This is a genomic window from Fibrobacter sp., from assembly GCA_012523595.1.
Classification (GTDB): Bacteria; Fibrobacterota; Chitinivibrionia; order Chitinivibrionales; family Chitinispirillaceae; genus JAAYIG01.
The window spans coordinates 1-16,464 of record JAAYIG010000211.1; the positions used below are offsets into that span (position 1 = coordinate 1).

The window sequence follows — 16,464 nt, forward strand, 5'->3', positions numbered from 1 at the left end:
ATCGAAGGTTTTTACAATTGCAAAAGGATTCATTCTACTTTGGGATATTTATCACCAGCAGAATATGAATCTGTCAAACGGAAGAAAATTGCTTAGTCACGTGTCCATTTTTTCGGGGCAATTCCAAATTTTTCAGCACTCTCATTCAAAGTCCGCTTTCGGTAAACTTCCTTGTATTGTTCTGGTGTTAATACCTTTTTTGCAATATTGCGTATAGTTTGCCTTGATTCATATTGTCTTTTAAATGTCTTTGTAAGGCTTTTTTCATCCTTGTAGAACAATATTGTTTCTTGGTCGCCTTTTGTATTCTTTTTTGATTTATTAAGTTTTTCTATTATCCCAAATAGAAGGGGGAGCAAGAATTTGTGCCCCTCTGCATTGGCTTTATTTGCAATTTCAGTCCAAGCATATAAATACCTCTGTAGTTCTTTAGTTCCCGCATCCGTAAGGCTTTCTTTGGTGATTAGAGCGATTATATGCCTGTATAGTTTTATAGCCTTTTCCTGGCTTTCCATTGTTTCTGCAACCTCCTTTGCTTGGTCTAATATTTTATCAGCCTGCCGGCGAGTTGTAACACTCTTTAAAAGATCTTTTTTTCACATCGGAAACATTCAAACCGTCAACAATGCGATTAAAATCTTCCTTTGCCTTTTCAAGGCGCGCTGTTTCCGCTTGGTGGAGTTCAACTAAAGTCTGAAGCTGTTTTTTTGAAGGTCCCATTTGCTTCCTTTCGCCTGAAAGCTGTTTCGCGGTGAGAAGAAGGGAAGCCCGGCGCGAATTTTCGGGTTATCGGTGATCAGCCTATCCCTGTTTAAATTTACATTTTTCAAAAAGGCATTCTGAAAGTTTGCACAGGGATTGGGTTATGGTTGGCAGAGACCTGAAAACAGCAATGGAGAAAATTGAGCAAGAAATCCATGGTTAGTAAAAATCATCTTCAGGAAAAAACCAAACCAGTTCACAAGCTGCTATAAGCGCTGTAATCAACGGTAATACTGTAGGTGGATCAATCCTCACAGGATTTCCGCTTGCGGTAATCACACTTTCATTTATTCGCGGCCGGAAACTCGATTAACTATGAGTTACCTCCCAAAACTCAATCTTAAAACTTCCTCTCTTTCCTCTTTTCTCACCTTCAGAAGTAATACTCCAGCACTCATCTCTGATTTAAAGGTGAAATTGTAATTTCCGGATTTTAATTGTCCGTTACAGAGATTCTTTACCAGTCGCCCACTGAGATTAAAAAGTCCTATTTTATACAAACCATCAGAAAGTACATTGAGCCTGATATTGTTTTTATCCAGAACAGCCGAAATCAACCTGTTTGTACCCCTTGATGGTTTCGAAACGGTTCTGATTCCGGTATTATCGGTTTTGATAGAGATATTATCAAAGTAAAAAATTGTACTCCTGTTCGCCCCGCCCAGATCAAAGGAGAGACGGGCAGATGGTGTTGAGGCGGAATCCATTACAAATGGAATTGTAAATGTCTGAAATTCATTTGAAAGGCCGATCTTCCTTGACACATTTCCGAAAGTACCGCTGCTTCCCAGGAACAGGTTAAAAGAATCACTGCTCTCTGATCTGGCATCAAAGGAAAGGACATATGCCTTTCCCTTAACAAGTGGTATGTTGCCCTGAAAAAACTGTACGTTCCATTCATATGGACCGCCATTTACCACTGTATATTTGAGTATACCATTTTCAATCACCTGTGTTCCCTCTGCAGAGTTATCCTCACTCCAGGTGCTGAATGTCCATCCGGTTTTGCCCTCCGAAAAATCGCCATTGACAAGCAGCTCCTCTGCAGAAACAAAAAGGGCTCTGATATCAAGATCCCTGTTTACTGTAACCCTGATAGTGGATGTCTTTGAACTGTCATCACCGCTCCATCCCGCAAAGGTCCAGCCGCTTCTGGCAGTGGCAGTAAGAGTTACCTCTGTTCCCTCTGCAATACGGATACTTTCAATTGAACGCGTTACGGTGCCTCCTCCGACTGCACTTGTAAGCAGAGTATAATAATTCAGCCGGGGCAGCACAGTGATTGAATCTGTTGAGAGGACAAAATGTAACATGCTGTATCCCGGAAGTGTATATGTAAAGGAGTTTTCCGTTATTAAGGATACATTGTTTTTAGGATTTATTGCCGTATCTCCTTTTGCCAGACCGTATACAACACCCGAGAGGTATTTTTTTGTCCCCTCAATTTTAAGAGATGCAGGAGTGTCGGTTGCTTTTTTATTGATGATAATAACATGCAGAAACTTTTCGTTTCCTGATTCCACTGACGAATAGATTGAGTATCTAGTGGAATCAGCGTTTACTGAAGGCACAAGCATATCTCCGAAACCGTTCATATAACCATCTATGTTTCTGAATAGTTTAAAAGCCTGAGCAAGAAAATTTACAGGGGCTACATGAAGATTCGCCGTATAGATACCCTCTCGTGCGAAGATTCCCAGAACATCTGCAAGTGCAAGTCCCCCGGACCAGTGATTTGATGCGCCATAGCTGTATTCAGTAACGGCAAGTTTCGTTTCTGGATACCACTGATCTATGGATCTCTTTACTCTTGGCAGCAGATTAAGAGGGTTACCTGAGTTAAGATCCATTATCCAGCTATCTTCTTTGTAATCAGGGTCCCATAAGGATCTGGGCGCCTGGAGTCTTGCCTCTATCGCACCTGATGTTGTATCGTCTCCGGTGATCCGTTTTCCGTCACCTCTTGCTTCAGGGTACCAGTGAATCGCCAGGACATCGAGCAGTCTTAAACCAGCAGCATCTGACTTCTTTTTCATTTCTCCAAGGTATGCCGATATTGCCCAGTCGTAAGTAGAACTGAACAGACCCCAGTCTACTGCATCTGTGAAATCGTGCATTTCCCAGTACCCCCAGGATTCCAGGCCGAAAATCTCAGCAGTAGGATCAACCGCTTTTACTGCGGAGGCAAGAGAGGCTGACTTGTCGATGATCTGCTGTGCGGTCACTTTGACAGGGAAGATTCTGGGATGAGTGTTGTTCCACAATCCCGGTTCATTGTCCAGGCAGAAGGCTTTAACTCCACCCTGAGATGCTGTACCATACAGTTGAACCAGATTGTATATGCATTCATCAATATATACAAAGTAATCTGTTAAGTCCGGGCTGAGTGAAAAAGATGATCCCTTCCTGAATACCACTTCTTTCCATCTGGATGAAGGGGCAGCTTCGTTTTCTGAAACCGGCCCATCTGTATCCGCTGCAACAAAACCAGCCATCGGCAGTTGAATGATCGGGAAACGCCCATTTGAGCGGGTGTATTCAAAAAATGTTCGCAGTGTGCCAAGTGGTTCAGCCGGTGCTGTAAGCGGGTTACTTGTCAGCCAGTTATCACTGTTATGCTGCCAGTCGGCCCCGGCACTGGATGCATTATTTTCCCAGTTATAACCTGTCAGACGGTTTCCACCCAGGCGATCTGAGGTCAGGTTGAGATCAGTTAGCGAGGAATATATAGCAGGACTTTGTGCAACAGCATTGATTCCGTAAATGTATGGGCTGATGGCTTTAGATGGACCTTCAGGAAATACCTTAAATTGGAGTTCTTGTGCTGAAATGTAGATCGGTAAAAGGGAGAATAAATAAAGAATTGCTTTGATCCTGCTGTAGCTGTTTACCATACGTTGTCCTTTCCAGAATTATCAGGATTTATAAATGGTTTTGTTTATCAAGGAATACTGTTCACAAATCATCAGATAATTAATAGACATAAAAAAATCGGTACAGGTTAATATAAACAAATTTTTCCAGAAAAAAGGCTTTTTTTCTGGAAAAAGTCACTGATAGGTGGGAAAACTGTTCACAATTTAAATGAATATTATTGAAATTAAGTATACAATGAATAATTTTATATTCGTTCAACAGTCAAAGGCAGATTTGTTAAAAAGGGTTATTTCGATAAATAAATCAGGGTGGTTTTAGATATTGCTGCTTATGTGTGATTGGAAAGCTACGTGTCTGCTGGAAATAAAGTTTAGTGTTCACTTTCATATTAAATAAATTATTTAGAAATTTGATAAAACTTACAAAGAGCCTGCATTTGCGGAATATATAGTTGCAAAATGAATGATATATGTTCACAAAAATATTGGTAAGAACAGGTTTACTGGTGTATATTATTAAAAGCTTTTATCTGTTTCAAGTACCGTCATGAAAGAGAAAATGTCCCGTATCTCCATATTTGACTACCTGGATTATCGTCTGTTCCTTAAAGATGCATTTGCGCGGCTAAAGGAGGAAGATCCCTCTTGTACTTATCGAAAGATTGCATCCAGGCTTGGGCTGGGATCAATCGGGCACATAACATGGATTCTCCAGGGGAAAAGAAATCTTACTCTCAAAAAAGCCGGCAGATTTGCAGAACTGTTGAATCTCAATAATAAAGAGGAAGAATATCTCAAAGCTCTGATATCCTATACTAACACCAGATCACATGCAGAAAAAATAGAATCGTTTGAAAGAATTGCCTCTGCCCAGAAATCCCAGAAACGGATTGTCAATAAAGAGCAATACGAGTACTGGAGCAAATGGTACTATTCGGCTATGAGGGAATTGGTTGCAATTCACAAAATATCAAGTGATTATAAAGAAGCTGCCAGATTGCTTATACCCAGGATTACACCTGCTGAAGCTGAAAAAGCGTTAAAACTTCTTGAACGACTGGGCTTTATAGTCCTTGATAAACGCGGCTATTACAGGCGGGTGGATAAGGTATTGACTATAAATGCCGAGTGGGGTGTACTTGCTGTACGTCAGCATCAGATTGAGATGCTTGAACTTGCAAAACATGGACTTGAAGAGATCCCCAGAGAAGATCGGGATATCTCTTCCATAACCATGAGTATGTCAAGAGAAAGGTTTGAACAGGTAAGATTGATGATGCAGGAATTCAGGGAGCAGCTAATTACTCTTGCCCGTACGGATCCCCACCCGCAGAGGGTTTATCAGGTCGGGCTTCAGGTGTTCCCTTTATCAAAGATGCCGGAGGACTGATGAAGTACAGGACAGTATTTTGCTTTATGATAATTTTTGCTATTTCAATTTTTTTATTCCGGTGCTCTTCTCTGGCAGTAAATGAAGGAGGAGGAGCAACGGAAACGGTCAATGCAAGAGTGATCACTCCCTCAGGAATTCCTGACTCAGGTGTTTCAGTATACCTTATCGATGCTGGGAACTGGGTAGAGAAGAGGCGTCTTGATCTGCCGGTTGTGATTGACAGTGCCATAACGAACAGAGACGGGTTCTTCACTTTAAAGTACGATTCAGGTACTGTCTGCAATCTTCAGGCTGATGGAAGAGATGGGGCTGCTTTCATACCTGGTTTCAAGGCAGATTACGATTCCATATTGGTAATAAGACTTAAGCAGAAAGCTACTCTTAACGGCAGGATCGATTCTTCAGGGCTCCGTATAAGCAGAGCCGAGATATTCGGCACACTCTACTCTATCTCTGTTCAGGGGCAGGATTTCACTGTTCCCGGAATTGCACCGGGAGATTATCCGATTCTTTTCAGGACACAAGACAATATCTATGCCGGATACAGCTTTGCTTCAATTGATGAGGGCCAGACTGAGCAGATCAGTTTCAGTTTCAGCGCAGAAACAGTTCTGGTTGATGATTTCGAAAGTGCATCTGAATTCTACGGGCTTTCCAGGATGGGGAAAATGACAGGAGGAGACTGGTACAGCTATTGTGATACTGTCAAGTCTTCACAGATACATTCTGCGCTGACTGCAGTTGTTGAGGATGGATCTGGATTTTCTGGAGGAAAATGCTTGCGTGCTGACGCAGTTCTTGGCAATTCAGAAGAAATTGCCGCCTTTGCGGGAGTAGGGGTAAATATCGGCACCGCAGGCAGAAGTTATGACTTCAGCAATGTAAAGTCATTCTCCTTTTTTGCCCGGGGAAACTGCAGTATCAGATTCAGTGCTGAAAGCAGGGTTATTGATGATCTTGGAGGGGGACAATTACATTTTGGCAAAGAGATTCAATTGACAGACACCTGGACTGAGTATGTAATACCTGTAAGTGAACTGCTTGTACCGGTGTGGTCAGAGGTGATTAATCAGGGTATTACCTGGGATGATGCAAAAAAGTCTATTCTACGCTTAGAGTTTGATTTTCCTGTGAGTCTCAATGTCTCCGGTGACACACTTACTCTTCAACTTGATAACCTGTACATAAACGGTGTCGGCATAGGAAATATACTTCCTTAGAGGAAAAAACTGTACCGGCACATGGTATTCTTATACTTCAGTTTATGTCAAATGGCACTGCCGGGTATCAACACTATTTTTCCAATACCCACTTCTTTACATCCCGCTTTTCCCTTGTTTTCCCCACTACAAGATAAACACCCGGACCAACCTTTCCCCGGGTCCTTATCCTATTCAGGTCTGAACCGGTTGACATTGAATTGCCGGAGAAACGGGTGATAATTCTGCCCTTAATGTCGCAGATTATGAATTCTTCAACCGGTTTTGCTGATGTAAAAGTGATGCTCTTTCTTCGGGATCTGTCAGATACCGATGACGAAACCTGGGAAAGTGAATCATCGATCATATAATAAACAGAATCGGAACCTGTGACAATGCAGGGGCGGGCGCGGAAAGAAGGTCCTTTTACCACAGATGCAATCTCCTCTGCTGTCCAGGTTGTCTCAGGAATCAAACTGCCAAACCGCCAGTTCTTAATGGAACTATCGCTTACGTGGCGAAGAAAGCCCTTATCCAGTATCCAGAGAGAATCACCATCGGTTCTTACAAGCTGCGGTCTCTCCTCCCAGTCCGGACCCTCCTTAATGGAGTTAAGCATCGAGTCATTTACCGGTATCCTGTCCTGGAAATCATCGAAATGCCAGAGTTCCTTTCTGCTTTGTACACTTACAATTGTCCGCTTTACACCGTCAGGAATTTCAGGAGCACAGGTGATGGTTGCCGGACATCCGTTAAGAAGAACCGCAGAACTGTCCCGGGTATCTAATCCATAGGCATATATCACATGCTCCGTATTATCCATCAATGAATACGGTGTGGGAAGAGAAAACCCCAGACTGCAGTATCCACGCAGGTCGCAAAGGTACTGACGACTTTCATTGGCTGTCAATTGAACCATTACAGCCCCGGAACTGCCTTTTTGACCACCAATATAGAGCTGAACCTCTATTGACCTCTGATCATCATTTCTATCCTGTGCCCATCCACGGAGAATCTGACAGTCAACTGTTTCAAGCCGGCCGACAGGCGGGGCATTGTCAGTATCATTCACACTGCCGCCGGGATTATGAAGCCAGCGGTAGTAGCAATGCTCTGAGTCTGTCAGGTATGTGTAGATACGGTCATACTGAGATGAAGAGTGTGCAGCGATGTAAGCCACACCATCGGTGACTCTTACCACGACAGTTGCATGTGTCCCCGTACCGTATTCATTACTGTACATAAGCACATCACCGGGCCTTATCTCAGGTGGGGGAGGAAGCATGTACCCGATGCCCAGATCGGTCCATCCATGGTAAGTCTTGAGACACTTCTGAAGTTTGTCTGCTCCTATCTCTTCCCTGCCGCACGGGTATCCTCTGCAGATACCATCCCCCTGATTCAGATCTTTGTGGCCGCCTTCAAGAATGCATTGCGAAACGAAGTTTGCACAGTCTCCGCCATGTGATGCATAACCGCAGTAGGATGTTCCCCAGTATGACCAGGGGGTGCAATCGATGTAATCACCGCACTCATGGTTTGGAGTTTCCCAGTATTTCTGTGCATAGGAGACCACATCATCGATATTGTACTCTGCGGATGACATGAAAAAGAATCCTGGGATAAACAGAAGCAAGTTTATGTAAAGCGTTTGTCTTCTCATTTCCCGGAATCTCTGCTTCTCTTAAGAATTTTGCCGGCGGTATCACGGACTCTTCTGTCGGAATCCTGAGTTTGCGCTCTGCGAATTGATTCCATTGCCCTGGAGTTTCTTCCGGCAAATTTCCCCAGTGTTTCTAGTGCCCGGATTCTGGTCCATTTATCCGGAGAGCTCCGGGCTATTCTATCCAGTGCATCAGCAGCCGTATTTTCTTTTCCCATTCTTGCCAGAGTTCCTGCGATTGTGATTTTGCGGTCATCCGGGAGATCATTATATGACAGTGCTTCTGTTAAGGCCGCCGATTCATCCGGGCCGCCAATCTCTCCCAGTGCCCATGCCACACAGTCAAGACAGGCCAGGTTTGAAGGACTCCTGCGGAATTTCTGGTCATTATAAGCGTTTAACAGTACCTTGCGGTTATCATCTTTTTCCCCGAATGAGACAAGTGAGATTGCAGCCTGAATCCGCACCGGATGACTTGCAGAGGTTAAAAGACTTTTGAGGTAGAGGATATTCTTATATGCATCGGAATCATCCATTTGACTGGTCTGTATGAGTGTCTTTATCATAACGATGGCTGCAGGCCCGGTCTCATCTTCAGGTGCTTTATCAAGAATATCCCTGGCGGCTTTAAGTGCCAGTTCGATATTGGGACCGTCTGCATAGCCAAGCCGTTCAAGGGCTTCACGCACCAGTCCGGGATCATTTCTGTTTTTATGAAGGTAATCTATCCAGTGTTGAAATGTCCGTCCTACTTCGGCCTGTTTTTCCCGGATTCGCCGGGAGGCTTCATCTCCGGAATGAACTTGACGAAAGAAACCTGTGCTTTTGCCGTCGATGATTATATGGCGGAACTTTCCCTCTCCGGGAATCTCGAATGTTTCTGCCATGAGGATTGCTGACTGGAGAATAAGAATCAGCCATATACTTGACACAATGCGGGACTTCTTCATGCTTCTGAGGACTCCTTTTCAAAAACGGATCAATCCTGATTTCCGGGAGGATACCGCTAACGGTAAAAATAGGTGTACAATGGTTTGGCAGGCAAGCAGATTGGGGGATACGGGAGAGAACGGGAGTCAAAAAAAAAAAATATTCCTGGCTTGGATTTTTTTGTTATTGCTGGATTGTCAAAAAGACGTTATCCTGTACCCTTGTAAGGAATTCATGGATGGAAAACAATGGTTTCCTGAAGAAATTCAGGTCTTTTCTTGATTTCCTGTCCTTAACAAACCTTATTACTTCCGGAAAATATTCCAAAGCGATAATACCTGCAGCCAATGTCTCATCATTTCTCTGGAAGACTTTTTTCAGCATCGAAAACATGATCTCATTGAACCGCAGTGTCGGGAGAAGAAGTCCGGCCTCAAGAAGTGCCCACACCCTTATAATCTGTAAAGCTGCAGATTTCATCCCCTCAGATGTCAGAAAGCCGGCCCAGCTCAGGCGTGTTCCGAAAGAGAAGAAAGAATACATGCAGAAGATGAAAAGAAAGAGCAGCCAGAACCTTAGAGGGTGAATCAGGGGTTTTACAGAACGTTTCCATAAGGAAATGGACAGGGTTAACAAACCAGCCAGAGACAGGATAATCCTGAAATCCTGAAAAATAAATAGGAGCAGGCAGAAAGCAAGAAGGGAAATTGACCCGATGATGTGACGGGGAGCAAAACCCCTGAGTTGAAATCCGGCTCTTTGTTTCCCGGAGATTTCCATAGAGTCAAGGATTCTAAAAACCAGAGGCACTATGATCCCGATTATGCTTCCAAAAAGGACGGATGCTGCTGCCATGAAGGGGATCTGGTAAAAGACAGAAAAATTATGAACTACAAGGAAATACACTGTGACAAGCTGACCTGCGTTATGAAACAGCGCACCCGTTATTCCTATCCCGACAGTCCCCAGAAGTCCTTTGCTGCCCAGAATTCTCCACACTGCACCCATAGCCAGAGTTGCAGTGATTCCTCCGCTGAGACTGAGTGCCAGAGTAAGAAAGGAGAAGCCAAAGTAGAATCCGGAAATCCATGATCTTAGAATTGTGTAAAGAACCGCGTCGGCAGTACCGTATTTGATAATCCAGATCATGGTGACAGCATTCGCGAGACCTGGTTTCAGCCATGGAAAAAATGGCAGTCTGGGGAAAAAAAACTCCAGTGCGTTTAAAGCCACGGCAACAAGCAGCCAGACGGCTTTACGGATAGTGTCCGGGGTGATCTGGTTTTCAGTGTGTGACTGCATCGGGTCCATTTTTCTCTGATGCCTTGATTGAGATCAGTATCCGGTTGGGAACACAAACGATTTGGCTTCTGGCATGGCTGATCGAGCCGGAAAGGACACAGATCTGGTGAGGGCAGGGGGAACTGAGAACCGAAACCTTACCCTGCTTTATCATGATTGTCAGAGGGCCGTTTTCACCGGTTACTTCGAAAATTCTGTCTTTGTCAACAGGGTATTCCGCCAGGATATGGTTTCCTCTGTTTATCACAACTCTTCCGGGAGTTACTGATTTAAGCACCGGAAAGGTAAACACTGCTCCTGAAAGTACAAGGACAATCAGTATGGCATCTACCCAGGTAAAACGCCTCAGCGGAATCATATTCTTGATCGGTGCTCTCTGTTATGGTATAGTATTGTTATTGTTTACGTTAATCTTTCGACTCATCTTCAAGACCATGCACAGGATATGTATTACGATTTCCTTTGCGGATCATTAATATACGGTATGCTTTAATGAATTCAGTAATCTGCAAGGCAAGTTCGGTAAAAAAGAAACAGAGCAGAGTGGAGGTGGGAAGAGTGGTTCTGGACATCTCTGCGCTTCTTCTGCTTGCAAACTGGCTGATCAGCAGGGTTTTTCATCTTCTCTGAATTTTCCCTAAATGAATGTTTTTTTGTTTCTCTTTTCGGAATCGGTATCGGTATCGAATCCTGGTCTTTTACAGCTAATATTCCGATTCGAATACTGACCTCGTTTGAAAGAGACTAATCTTCTATAAATCTTGCTGCCCAGCTCCGTACATTTTTACCGTTAAGAATATGAAATTTTCTCAGACGGTTAAGTGTCTCTCCTGAAAAAGAGTTCATTGGAATCCATACAAGATGCTTTTTCAGTTTTGAAGCAATGCTTTTCAGTACCGGACCGGGTTTCTTTGCTGCTATGTAACCCACATTTTTTTCCGAGCTGAAAAGTAATGCTCCATAGGTCAGTCGTGTGGCGAGATCAGGGAAATCCATGCCAGAGGTCATGCTGAAAATATCCGGGATAGTTCTGGGAGGAAAGAGAAGCGAAAGTCCCCCGTAGTGGCATCTGGCAATACCCGGCCCGATCAGGTTCTCCATAGGATCTGTTGCATAAAAGGTTAACGTAGACTCCTCATTGTGTTCTGCGTACCAGGTGGCGCGGTGCGGATACCTGTGGTCATTTTTACTGTCGAATATGATCACCACCGTGTCAATTTTACCCTTTGATGGCGGAAGTTCCTTGACATAAATGTCACCTGTGTGCCAGTTCCGCAGTGTCTCCCGGATATCTATGCCATCCTTTACTGATGTGGTAAACTTCTCGGATCTGATCAGATCCTCCATCAGGACTCTCAGAGTCTTGTTCCGCACAAAGCTGTTGAAACTCTCGATTCTGCGGTCTTCGGGAATATGGGAGCACATACCCATGGGATTCCAGGAATAACGGTATCTCTTTTTTCTTTCGATCGATGGATCCGGTTTTATGGAAATTGACCTCCAGTACATCTGGAAATCCCTGAACAGGTTCACTGAATCGAATCTGCCCCATTCAGGAATGAGAATCCGGTCAATGCCCGTACCGATCAGCTCGTTTCTGTTTACTGCCGGAATATAGGGGTAATAGCGTGCACTTTTCAGGATTCGCACAGCATAGGCGTTTCCTCCCACTCCTTTTGCTGCCTCTACTATGTCAAACAGATCCGGAATTATCCTTCCGGACATGACCGTGATATTACGCAGAAAAGTGAGAGCCGCCTGAATTCGTACAGGGGAGAGGCTCATGACCTCATCCTTGCTGTCGAAGTACTGGTCTCTTGTCTCTCTGAAAAGATCCTTTACCGATTCCACGATATCGAAAGGAGGGGCGAATGGATCGTAGCGCTCCTTTTCATATTTACCAGTGATAAATGGAAGTTCTCCAAGAGCAAAGTAAAGATGATCGGGGTTTATCAGCCCGGAAAGAATCGAATACGAACGCTCTTCATCGAAGCGCATGTTGTATGTCTTTTCCTGCCTGAAATGGAAGATTGTCCTGACAAAATTCCTGTAATGAAGAAGGACAAGGATATTCTTGTACCCGGCTTCAAGCTGGTGAATCCTTCCGGCCATATATTGACATTCGATATCATCCGGAGAACCCTCTTCAGGTAATCCTGCGGCCTTGAGGCAGAGAGTGTTATAAATGTCGATACCGATCCGTGTTTCCATATATTCATCGGGGAGCGGTGCGAGGAGTCGAGGGACTCTGAGTTCCGATGATCCTATGCAGAAGGAGGGAATATGATGCAGGCTGCTCTGACGAATGCTCTCTACGGCTGCGTCGCAGGGATCAACCGGGATATAGAAGAGAGGCTCGGAATATCCTCGTGCCACGACCGCGCTTATCAAGGGAAGGTTTTCAATTGCTGCGGAGATGTGGTCCTGGAACACTGACGGAATATCCACAGCTACGCAGTCATACTTTCCTTTAAGAAACAGCTCCCGTACCTGTCTAGCGAAAGTCAGTTTACCGTGAAGGTATGGGATAATTTCTACATTTCCGGTAAGTTTCACTGCTCATTCTCGTCTGAGTCTGGATTGAGTTCATCATCATCTGTGAAGAAAAAATCGCCCATGCTCATCGAAGGGAGGTGCTCTCCTGATAGTTTTCTTCTGGCGGCCAGGTTTTCCATGTCAAGCGCTTCCTTGCCGAGAATCTGTAAAACCGCCTTGTTGAAAACCTCCGCTGCTTTGATATCCCTTTCTGCCTGCCCAAGTTTCAGGGAGTACCGCATGATGTTTATCCCGTCACGGATCGAGTAGGGAAGGTCTAGTCTATGTGCTTTCTGGAGAAATTCGATGCAGAGATCCAGTATTTCTTCGCTGGAAAAGGGGATGTTGTATTTCAGGATCTTCAGTTCATCTTCTCTGTCCGGAAATGGGATCTGGATTCCAGGCTGCAGTCTGGACATGATATAATCCGGGATTTCGAATGTAGAGGAGTCCTCGTTCATGGTGACAGCGGCTCTGAAATCCTTGTGTGCCGTGATAGTGATCCCTGCTACAACCGATTCCACTGTCCTGCGATTGTCAAACAAACCAGCCAGAGAAGCCCAGGACTTCTCCGACATTCTGTTTCCCTCATCCAGAATTCCAACTCCTCCTGTCAGTACCGCTGAAAGCAGAGGGCTGGCATGGTAACTTATTTTGCCCTGTTCGGAAAGCACAGGAGTAACAAGGAGATCTTCCGGACGTGTATCGGAAGTACACTGCATCACGTAAACATCCTGCCCCCTGCTTCTGGCTGCTGCTATAGCCAGAGTGGTTTTGCCGATTCCGGGAGGTCCGATGATACGGGGGACAAGGGGAAAATCCTGATCGGAGAGAACAAGCCAGCAGGCAAGCAATTGCCGCATAGACTCAGATTGCCCGATCCACTCGATATTTCCTTTGAGGGGATGGGAGAGTGTCAGTTCGACATTATCGATTGTCAGTTTCATCGTTTTCCTTACTTGAAATAGCGCCTGACTTTCGACCAAAGATCATCCTCTATAGTTTCTATGATCTCATCAAACGCATTTAAAAAAGGGGTTTCATCATGCCAGTGTCTGTCCCCTGTTCGCTCTATGTTTACAGCTACCAGGGGGGAAGAAGCTGAAGGCGAGTTGAATATCGAAAGTGTGATATTGGCGGTTCCTCTGTACTGATTGAGAATATCCGGACTCTTCCTGTATGAATTCAAATGTATCTTTATCACTTTCGTGTTGCATTTACTGGATGCCAACTGGCTTTTTGTGGCTGGAATTACTTTTCTGTCCAGGGCTTCTTCCAGAGCATCTGCGAGGTCTTCCTCAAGCTCTTCCTTTTTATCCGGATCAAGAACAAATCCGATTACTGATTTGTCAAGTTTGAGCCGTTCCATGTAATATGAACCATTGCACGGCAGATCATCCTGTGGCTCTCTGGATGCTTCAACTGGGGGGGCTTTGTTCTCTGCAATGACTTTGCTGGAAGAAGCTACCTGCCCTCCAGCAATTTTACGGGCAATCTCGGGAATTATTTTAACTACATCCTCAATTTCTCCTTTTACATCTTCGGAAACGACCTTTTCCATTTTTCCTGTCTCGACATTTACACTCCTCACATTGACCATAAACATGGATCCAAGCTTGCCAATAGAACCGGTTATAAGTCTCTGTACTCCCAGCATACGACCGATCTCCACCATACAACCCTGTTCAGCACAGGTCAAACCGGATTGCTGAAATCCCTGCTCCTTTAAGACTTCCTGCATCTGTTCCCGCTCCATCACATCAACCATGCCGGTAGAGAAGAACTCATTCCGGAGCCGGTCAGAAATCAGTTCCGTTTCTCCTTCGGAAACTCCATTTGTGTTTTTAAGTGTCAGGATTGCGATCTTCAGTTTTTTATCCTGCTGTTCGGCCGAAACAGCCAATGTGCAGATAACCAGAATGTAACAGATAATCTTTCTCATTAATCCCCTCTCAATAATATTTTTCAATTGAGAAAAAACAGGACAGGGTCAGTATAAGCCGGAGTCAGTGAACCCCTGTTGCAATAAAGATGAAAATACTTTTTTCAACGTGAAAGAAAACGATGCTTTTAGTTTCGGTATCTGAATTATCTGTATTTATAACCAGAAAAAAACAGGAACAGATCCTTTCCCCTTGCTAAACAAAGGAAATCATTTGATACTGCGAGAAAGCGAATTATTTTAAAGCAATCTCAATCTGTTAATCGCCAAACGGGATTGCCAACCAATACCCGCTTCTCTTTCACTGATAAAAAATCTGGAGAATCAATGGGAAATGTCCTCCGTGTATTGATAATTGAGGATTCCGACAATGATGCGGCTATTCTTGAAAGAGAATTACGCAAAGGTGGGTTTGACCTTTATCCCAGACGTGTTTACTCTGCGGAACAGATGTGTCAGGCACTTCAGGAAGATATCTGGGATGTAGTGCTTTCAGAATATATGATTTCCGGGTTTAGTGCTCTTGAAGCATTGAAAGTACTTAAAGAAAATGGAAAGGACCTGCCATTTATAATAGTTTCCGGAAAAGCCGAAGAAGAAACAGCAGTTTGTGCCATGAAAGCCGGAGCTCATGATTTTATCAACAAAGGTAAATTGGCAAAGCTTGTACCTGTTGTAAGTCGGGAACTAAATGACGCAGAAGTGCGCATCAAACATAGAGCCGCTGAACTGGACCGCATTCAAAGTGAGGAAAAATACCGTTATCTTGTTGAGAGCATAACCGATGTGTTTTTTGCGCTCGATATGGAACTTCGCTGTACTTTCTGGAACAAAGCAGCGGAAAAATTGACAGGTATACCTGTCAAATCAGCTCTGACCCGTAAATTCATGGAACTTTTTCCTGAGCATGAGTCGGTTTCAGATTTATTGCGTGCTGCCTTAAGAAGCAGAAAACCATTCTTTTCTAAACTTACTACAGAGAAAGAAGACTGTATCAGTTATTTCGAGATGAATGCCTTTCCCACAGAACATGGACTCTCTGTTCTTTTAAGAGATGTAACTGAAAGGAAAAGAGCTGAAATTTTAAATTATGAGCAGTTGGAAATGAAGAGGCAACTGTCTCAGACGCAGGAGATCCGTTTACTTGGGCTCCTCACTTCCGGTGTCGCTCATGAAGTGAGAAATCCTTTAAACGCCATATCTGTGGTGCTGGAGGCTTTGTTTCAGGAAATTGGTGACAATCCCGAATATCTTCCATATAAAGAGCATGTCCTTGTTCATGTGGACAGACTGAAACGATTGATGCAGGATCTTCTTGAACTGGGAAAACCTATAGAGAGATCAAAAATAGTCAGCCGCTCAATTACCGGGATTATAAAAGAATCAGTATCGCTGTGGAAAAGCACTGGTTTTCATGAAAAGGCAAAAGTTGTTCTGGAGCTTGATCCTGAAGAAAACCTGTTCGTGATGGGTGATCCGCTCGAGCTTCAGCAGGTATTCATGAACCTTCTGGAGAACGCTTCTCAACACAGTCCCGAGGGTTCGGAGATAACAATAGTTCTGGGAAAGAAAGGTAAATTCATCTGTATCGAAATTATTGACAGAGGAAGAGGAATAAATAGGGAGGTACTGGGACGGATCTTTGAACCCTTCTTCACAACCCGTAAAAAGGGAACAGGGTTGGGGTTATCTATTGTAAAACATATAATCGAGGTACACAAGGGTACAATAACACTGAGGAATAACGAACCTCCTCCTGGCTGTACAGTTGAGGTTCTGCTGCCATCATGCAGCGATCTGTCCTTAGAGGATCAAAATGAGCCGGAGAACAGCTCCACACTGCTTCCGGCCCTATAAAATGT

Annotated in this window: 14 protein-coding genes; 4 read left to right on the top strand and 10 right to left on the bottom strand. The window is 44.2% G+C overall.

Annotated elements, in window-relative coordinates; translation table 11 throughout:
• Positions 1–92 precede the first annotated feature (92 nt).
• The 3 genes from GX089_14590 to GX089_14600 form a co-directional block, all read right to left on the bottom strand.
• The gene (locus GX089_14590) at positions 93–515 is read right to left on the bottom strand and encodes a hypothetical protein (GenBank protein ID NLP03719.1); all 423 of its coding nucleotides are present in this window, start codon (positions 513–515) and stop codon (positions 93–95) included.
• 37 nt (positions 516–552) lie between these two features.
• Entirely contained in the window at positions 553–720 is a 168-nt protein-coding gene (locus GX089_14595) for a hypothetical protein (GenBank protein NLP03720.1), read from the bottom strand.
• Positions 721–1,082: 362 nt separating this feature from the next.
• Positions 1,083–3,656 carry a hypothetical protein gene (locus tag GX089_14600; protein ID NLP03721.1) on the bottom strand — a complete coding sequence of 858 codons (2,574 nt, stop codon included), beginning with the start codon at positions 3,654–3,656 and terminating at the stop codon, positions 1,083–1,085.
• A gap of 529 nt (positions 3,657–4,185) precedes the next feature.
• On the opposite strand from GX089_14600, the gene GX089_14605 reads away from it, so the two are divergent.
• Both GX089_14605 and GX089_14610 read left to right on the top strand, forming a co-directional pair.
• A complete protein-coding gene (locus tag GX089_14605; GenBank protein ID NLP03722.1) occupies positions 4,186–5,028 on the top strand; it encodes a TIGR02147 family protein in 843 nt (280 codons plus the stop codon).
• Positions 5,028–6,251 (top strand): hypothetical protein, encoded by a 1,224-nt coding sequence (locus GX089_14610; GenBank protein NLP03723.1) that lies wholly within the window; start codon positions 5,028–5,030, stop codon positions 6,249–6,251. The genes GX089_14605 and GX089_14610 overlap by 1 nt, the downstream gene beginning before the upstream one ends.
• 73 nt (positions 6,252–6,324) lie before the next feature.
• Here GX089_14610 and GX089_14615 read toward each other — a convergent pair whose 3' ends face one another.
• The 4 genes from GX089_14615 to GX089_14630 all read right to left on the bottom strand — a co-directional run bounded on the left by GX089_14615 (position 6,325) and on the right by GX089_14630 (position 10,483).
• Positions 6,325–7,836, bottom strand: a complete 1,512-nt coding sequence (locus tag GX089_14615) for a hypothetical protein (protein NLP03724.1) — start codon at positions 7,834–7,836, stop codon at positions 6,325–6,327.
• A 53-nt stretch (positions 7,837–7,889) separates the two neighbouring features.
• Positions 7,890–8,843 carry a hypothetical protein gene (locus GX089_14620; protein NLP03725.1) on the bottom strand — a complete coding sequence of 318 codons (954 nt, stop codon included), beginning with the start codon at positions 8,841–8,843 and terminating at the stop codon, positions 7,890–7,892.
• Positions 8,844–9,006: 163 nt separating this feature from the next.
• Positions 9,007–10,134 carry a Gx transporter family protein gene (locus tag GX089_14625; GenBank protein ID NLP03726.1) on the bottom strand — a complete coding sequence of 376 codons (1,128 nt, stop codon included), beginning with the start codon at positions 10,132–10,134 and terminating at the stop codon, positions 9,007–9,009.
• A complete protein-coding gene (locus GX089_14630) occupies positions 10,109–10,483 on the bottom strand; it encodes a NusG domain II-containing protein (protein NLP03727.1) in 375 nt (124 codons plus the stop codon). Before GX089_14630 ends, GX089_14625 begins: the two co-directional genes overlap by 26 nt.
• Before the next feature lie 134 nt (positions 10,484–10,617).
• Here GX089_14630 and GX089_14635 point away from each other — a divergent pair, with 134 nt between their 5' ends.
• Positions 10,618–10,755: a hypothetical protein gene (locus GX089_14635; protein ID NLP03728.1), complete on the top strand. Its 138-nt coding sequence runs from the start codon at positions 10,618–10,620 to the stop codon at positions 10,753–10,755.
• A gap of 114 nt (positions 10,756–10,869) precedes the next feature.
• Here GX089_14635 and GX089_14640 read toward each other — a convergent pair whose 3' ends face one another.
• The 3 genes from GX089_14640 to GX089_14650 are packed head-to-tail and all read right to left on the bottom strand — an operon-like array spanning position 10,870 to position 14,602.
• Entirely contained in the window at positions 10,870–12,681 is a 1,812-nt protein-coding gene (locus tag GX089_14640; GenBank protein NLP03729.1) for a hypothetical protein, read from the bottom strand.
• Positions 12,678–13,607 carry an AAA domain-containing protein gene (locus GX089_14645; GenBank protein ID NLP03730.1) on the bottom strand — a complete coding sequence of 310 codons (930 nt, stop codon included), beginning with the start codon at positions 13,605–13,607 and terminating at the stop codon, positions 12,678–12,680. The genes GX089_14640 and GX089_14645 overlap by 4 nt, the downstream gene beginning before the upstream one ends.
• 8 nt (positions 13,608–13,615) lie before the next feature.
• The gene (locus GX089_14650; protein NLP03731.1) at positions 13,616–14,602 is read right to left on the bottom strand and encodes a hypothetical protein; all 987 of its coding nucleotides are present in this window, start codon (positions 14,600–14,602) and stop codon (positions 13,616–13,618) included.
• Positions 14,603–14,929: 327 nt separating this feature from the next.
• On the opposite strand from GX089_14650, the gene GX089_14655 reads away from it, so the two are divergent.
• On the top strand, positions 14,930–16,459 hold the full coding sequence (locus GX089_14655; protein NLP03732.1) for a response regulator: 1,530 nt from the start codon (positions 14,930–14,932) through the stop codon (positions 16,457–16,459).
• Positions 16,460–16,464 lie beyond the last annotated feature (5 nt).

Excerpts from the sequence above, each read along its gene's own strand:
- GX089_14600 (NLP03721.1), bottom strand. The coding sequence starts at position 3,656 with ATGGTAAACAGCTACAGCAGGATCAAAGCAATTCTTTATTTATTCTCC.
- GX089_14590 (NLP03719.1), bottom strand. The coding sequence starts at position 515 with ATGGAAAGCCAGGAAAAGGCTATAAAACTATACAGGCATATAATCGCT.
- GX089_14655 (NLP03732.1), top strand. The coding sequence starts at position 14,930 with ATGGGAAATGTCCTCCGTGTATTGATAATTGAGGATTCCGACAATGAT.
- GX089_14650 (NLP03731.1), bottom strand. The coding sequence starts at position 14,602 with ATGAGAAAGATTATCTGTTACATTCTGGTTATCTGCACATTGGCTGTT.
- GX089_14635 (NLP03728.1), top strand. The coding sequence starts at position 10,618 with ATGAATTCAGTAATCTGCAAGGCAAGTTCGGTAAAAAAGAAACAGAGC.
- GX089_14615 (NLP03724.1), bottom strand. The coding sequence starts at position 7,836 with ATGTCATCCGCAGAGTACAATATCGATGATGTGGTCTCCTATGCACAG.
- GX089_14595 (NLP03720.1), bottom strand. The coding sequence starts at position 720 with ATGGGACCTTCAAAAAAACAGCTTCAGACTTTAGTTGAACTCCACCAA.
- GX089_14605 (NLP03722.1), top strand. The coding sequence starts at position 4,186 with ATGAAAGAGAAAATGTCCCGTATCTCCATATTTGACTACCTGGATTAT.
- GX089_14625 (NLP03726.1), bottom strand. The coding sequence starts at position 10,134 with ATGGACCCGATGCAGTCACACACTGAAAACCAGATCACCCCGGACACT.
- GX089_14645 (NLP03730.1), bottom strand. The coding sequence starts at position 13,607 with ATGAAACTGACAATCGATAATGTCGAACTGACACTCTCCCATCCCCTC.
- GX089_14630 (NLP03727.1), bottom strand. The coding sequence starts at position 10,483 with ATGATTCCGCTGAGGCGTTTTACCTGGGTAGATGCCATACTGATTGTC.
- GX089_14620 (NLP03725.1), bottom strand. The coding sequence starts at position 8,843 with ATGAAGAAGTCCCGCATTGTGTCAAGTATATGGCTGATTCTTATTCTC.
- GX089_14610 (NLP03723.1), top strand. The coding sequence starts at position 5,028 with ATGAAGTACAGGACAGTATTTTGCTTTATGATAATTTTTGCTATTTCA.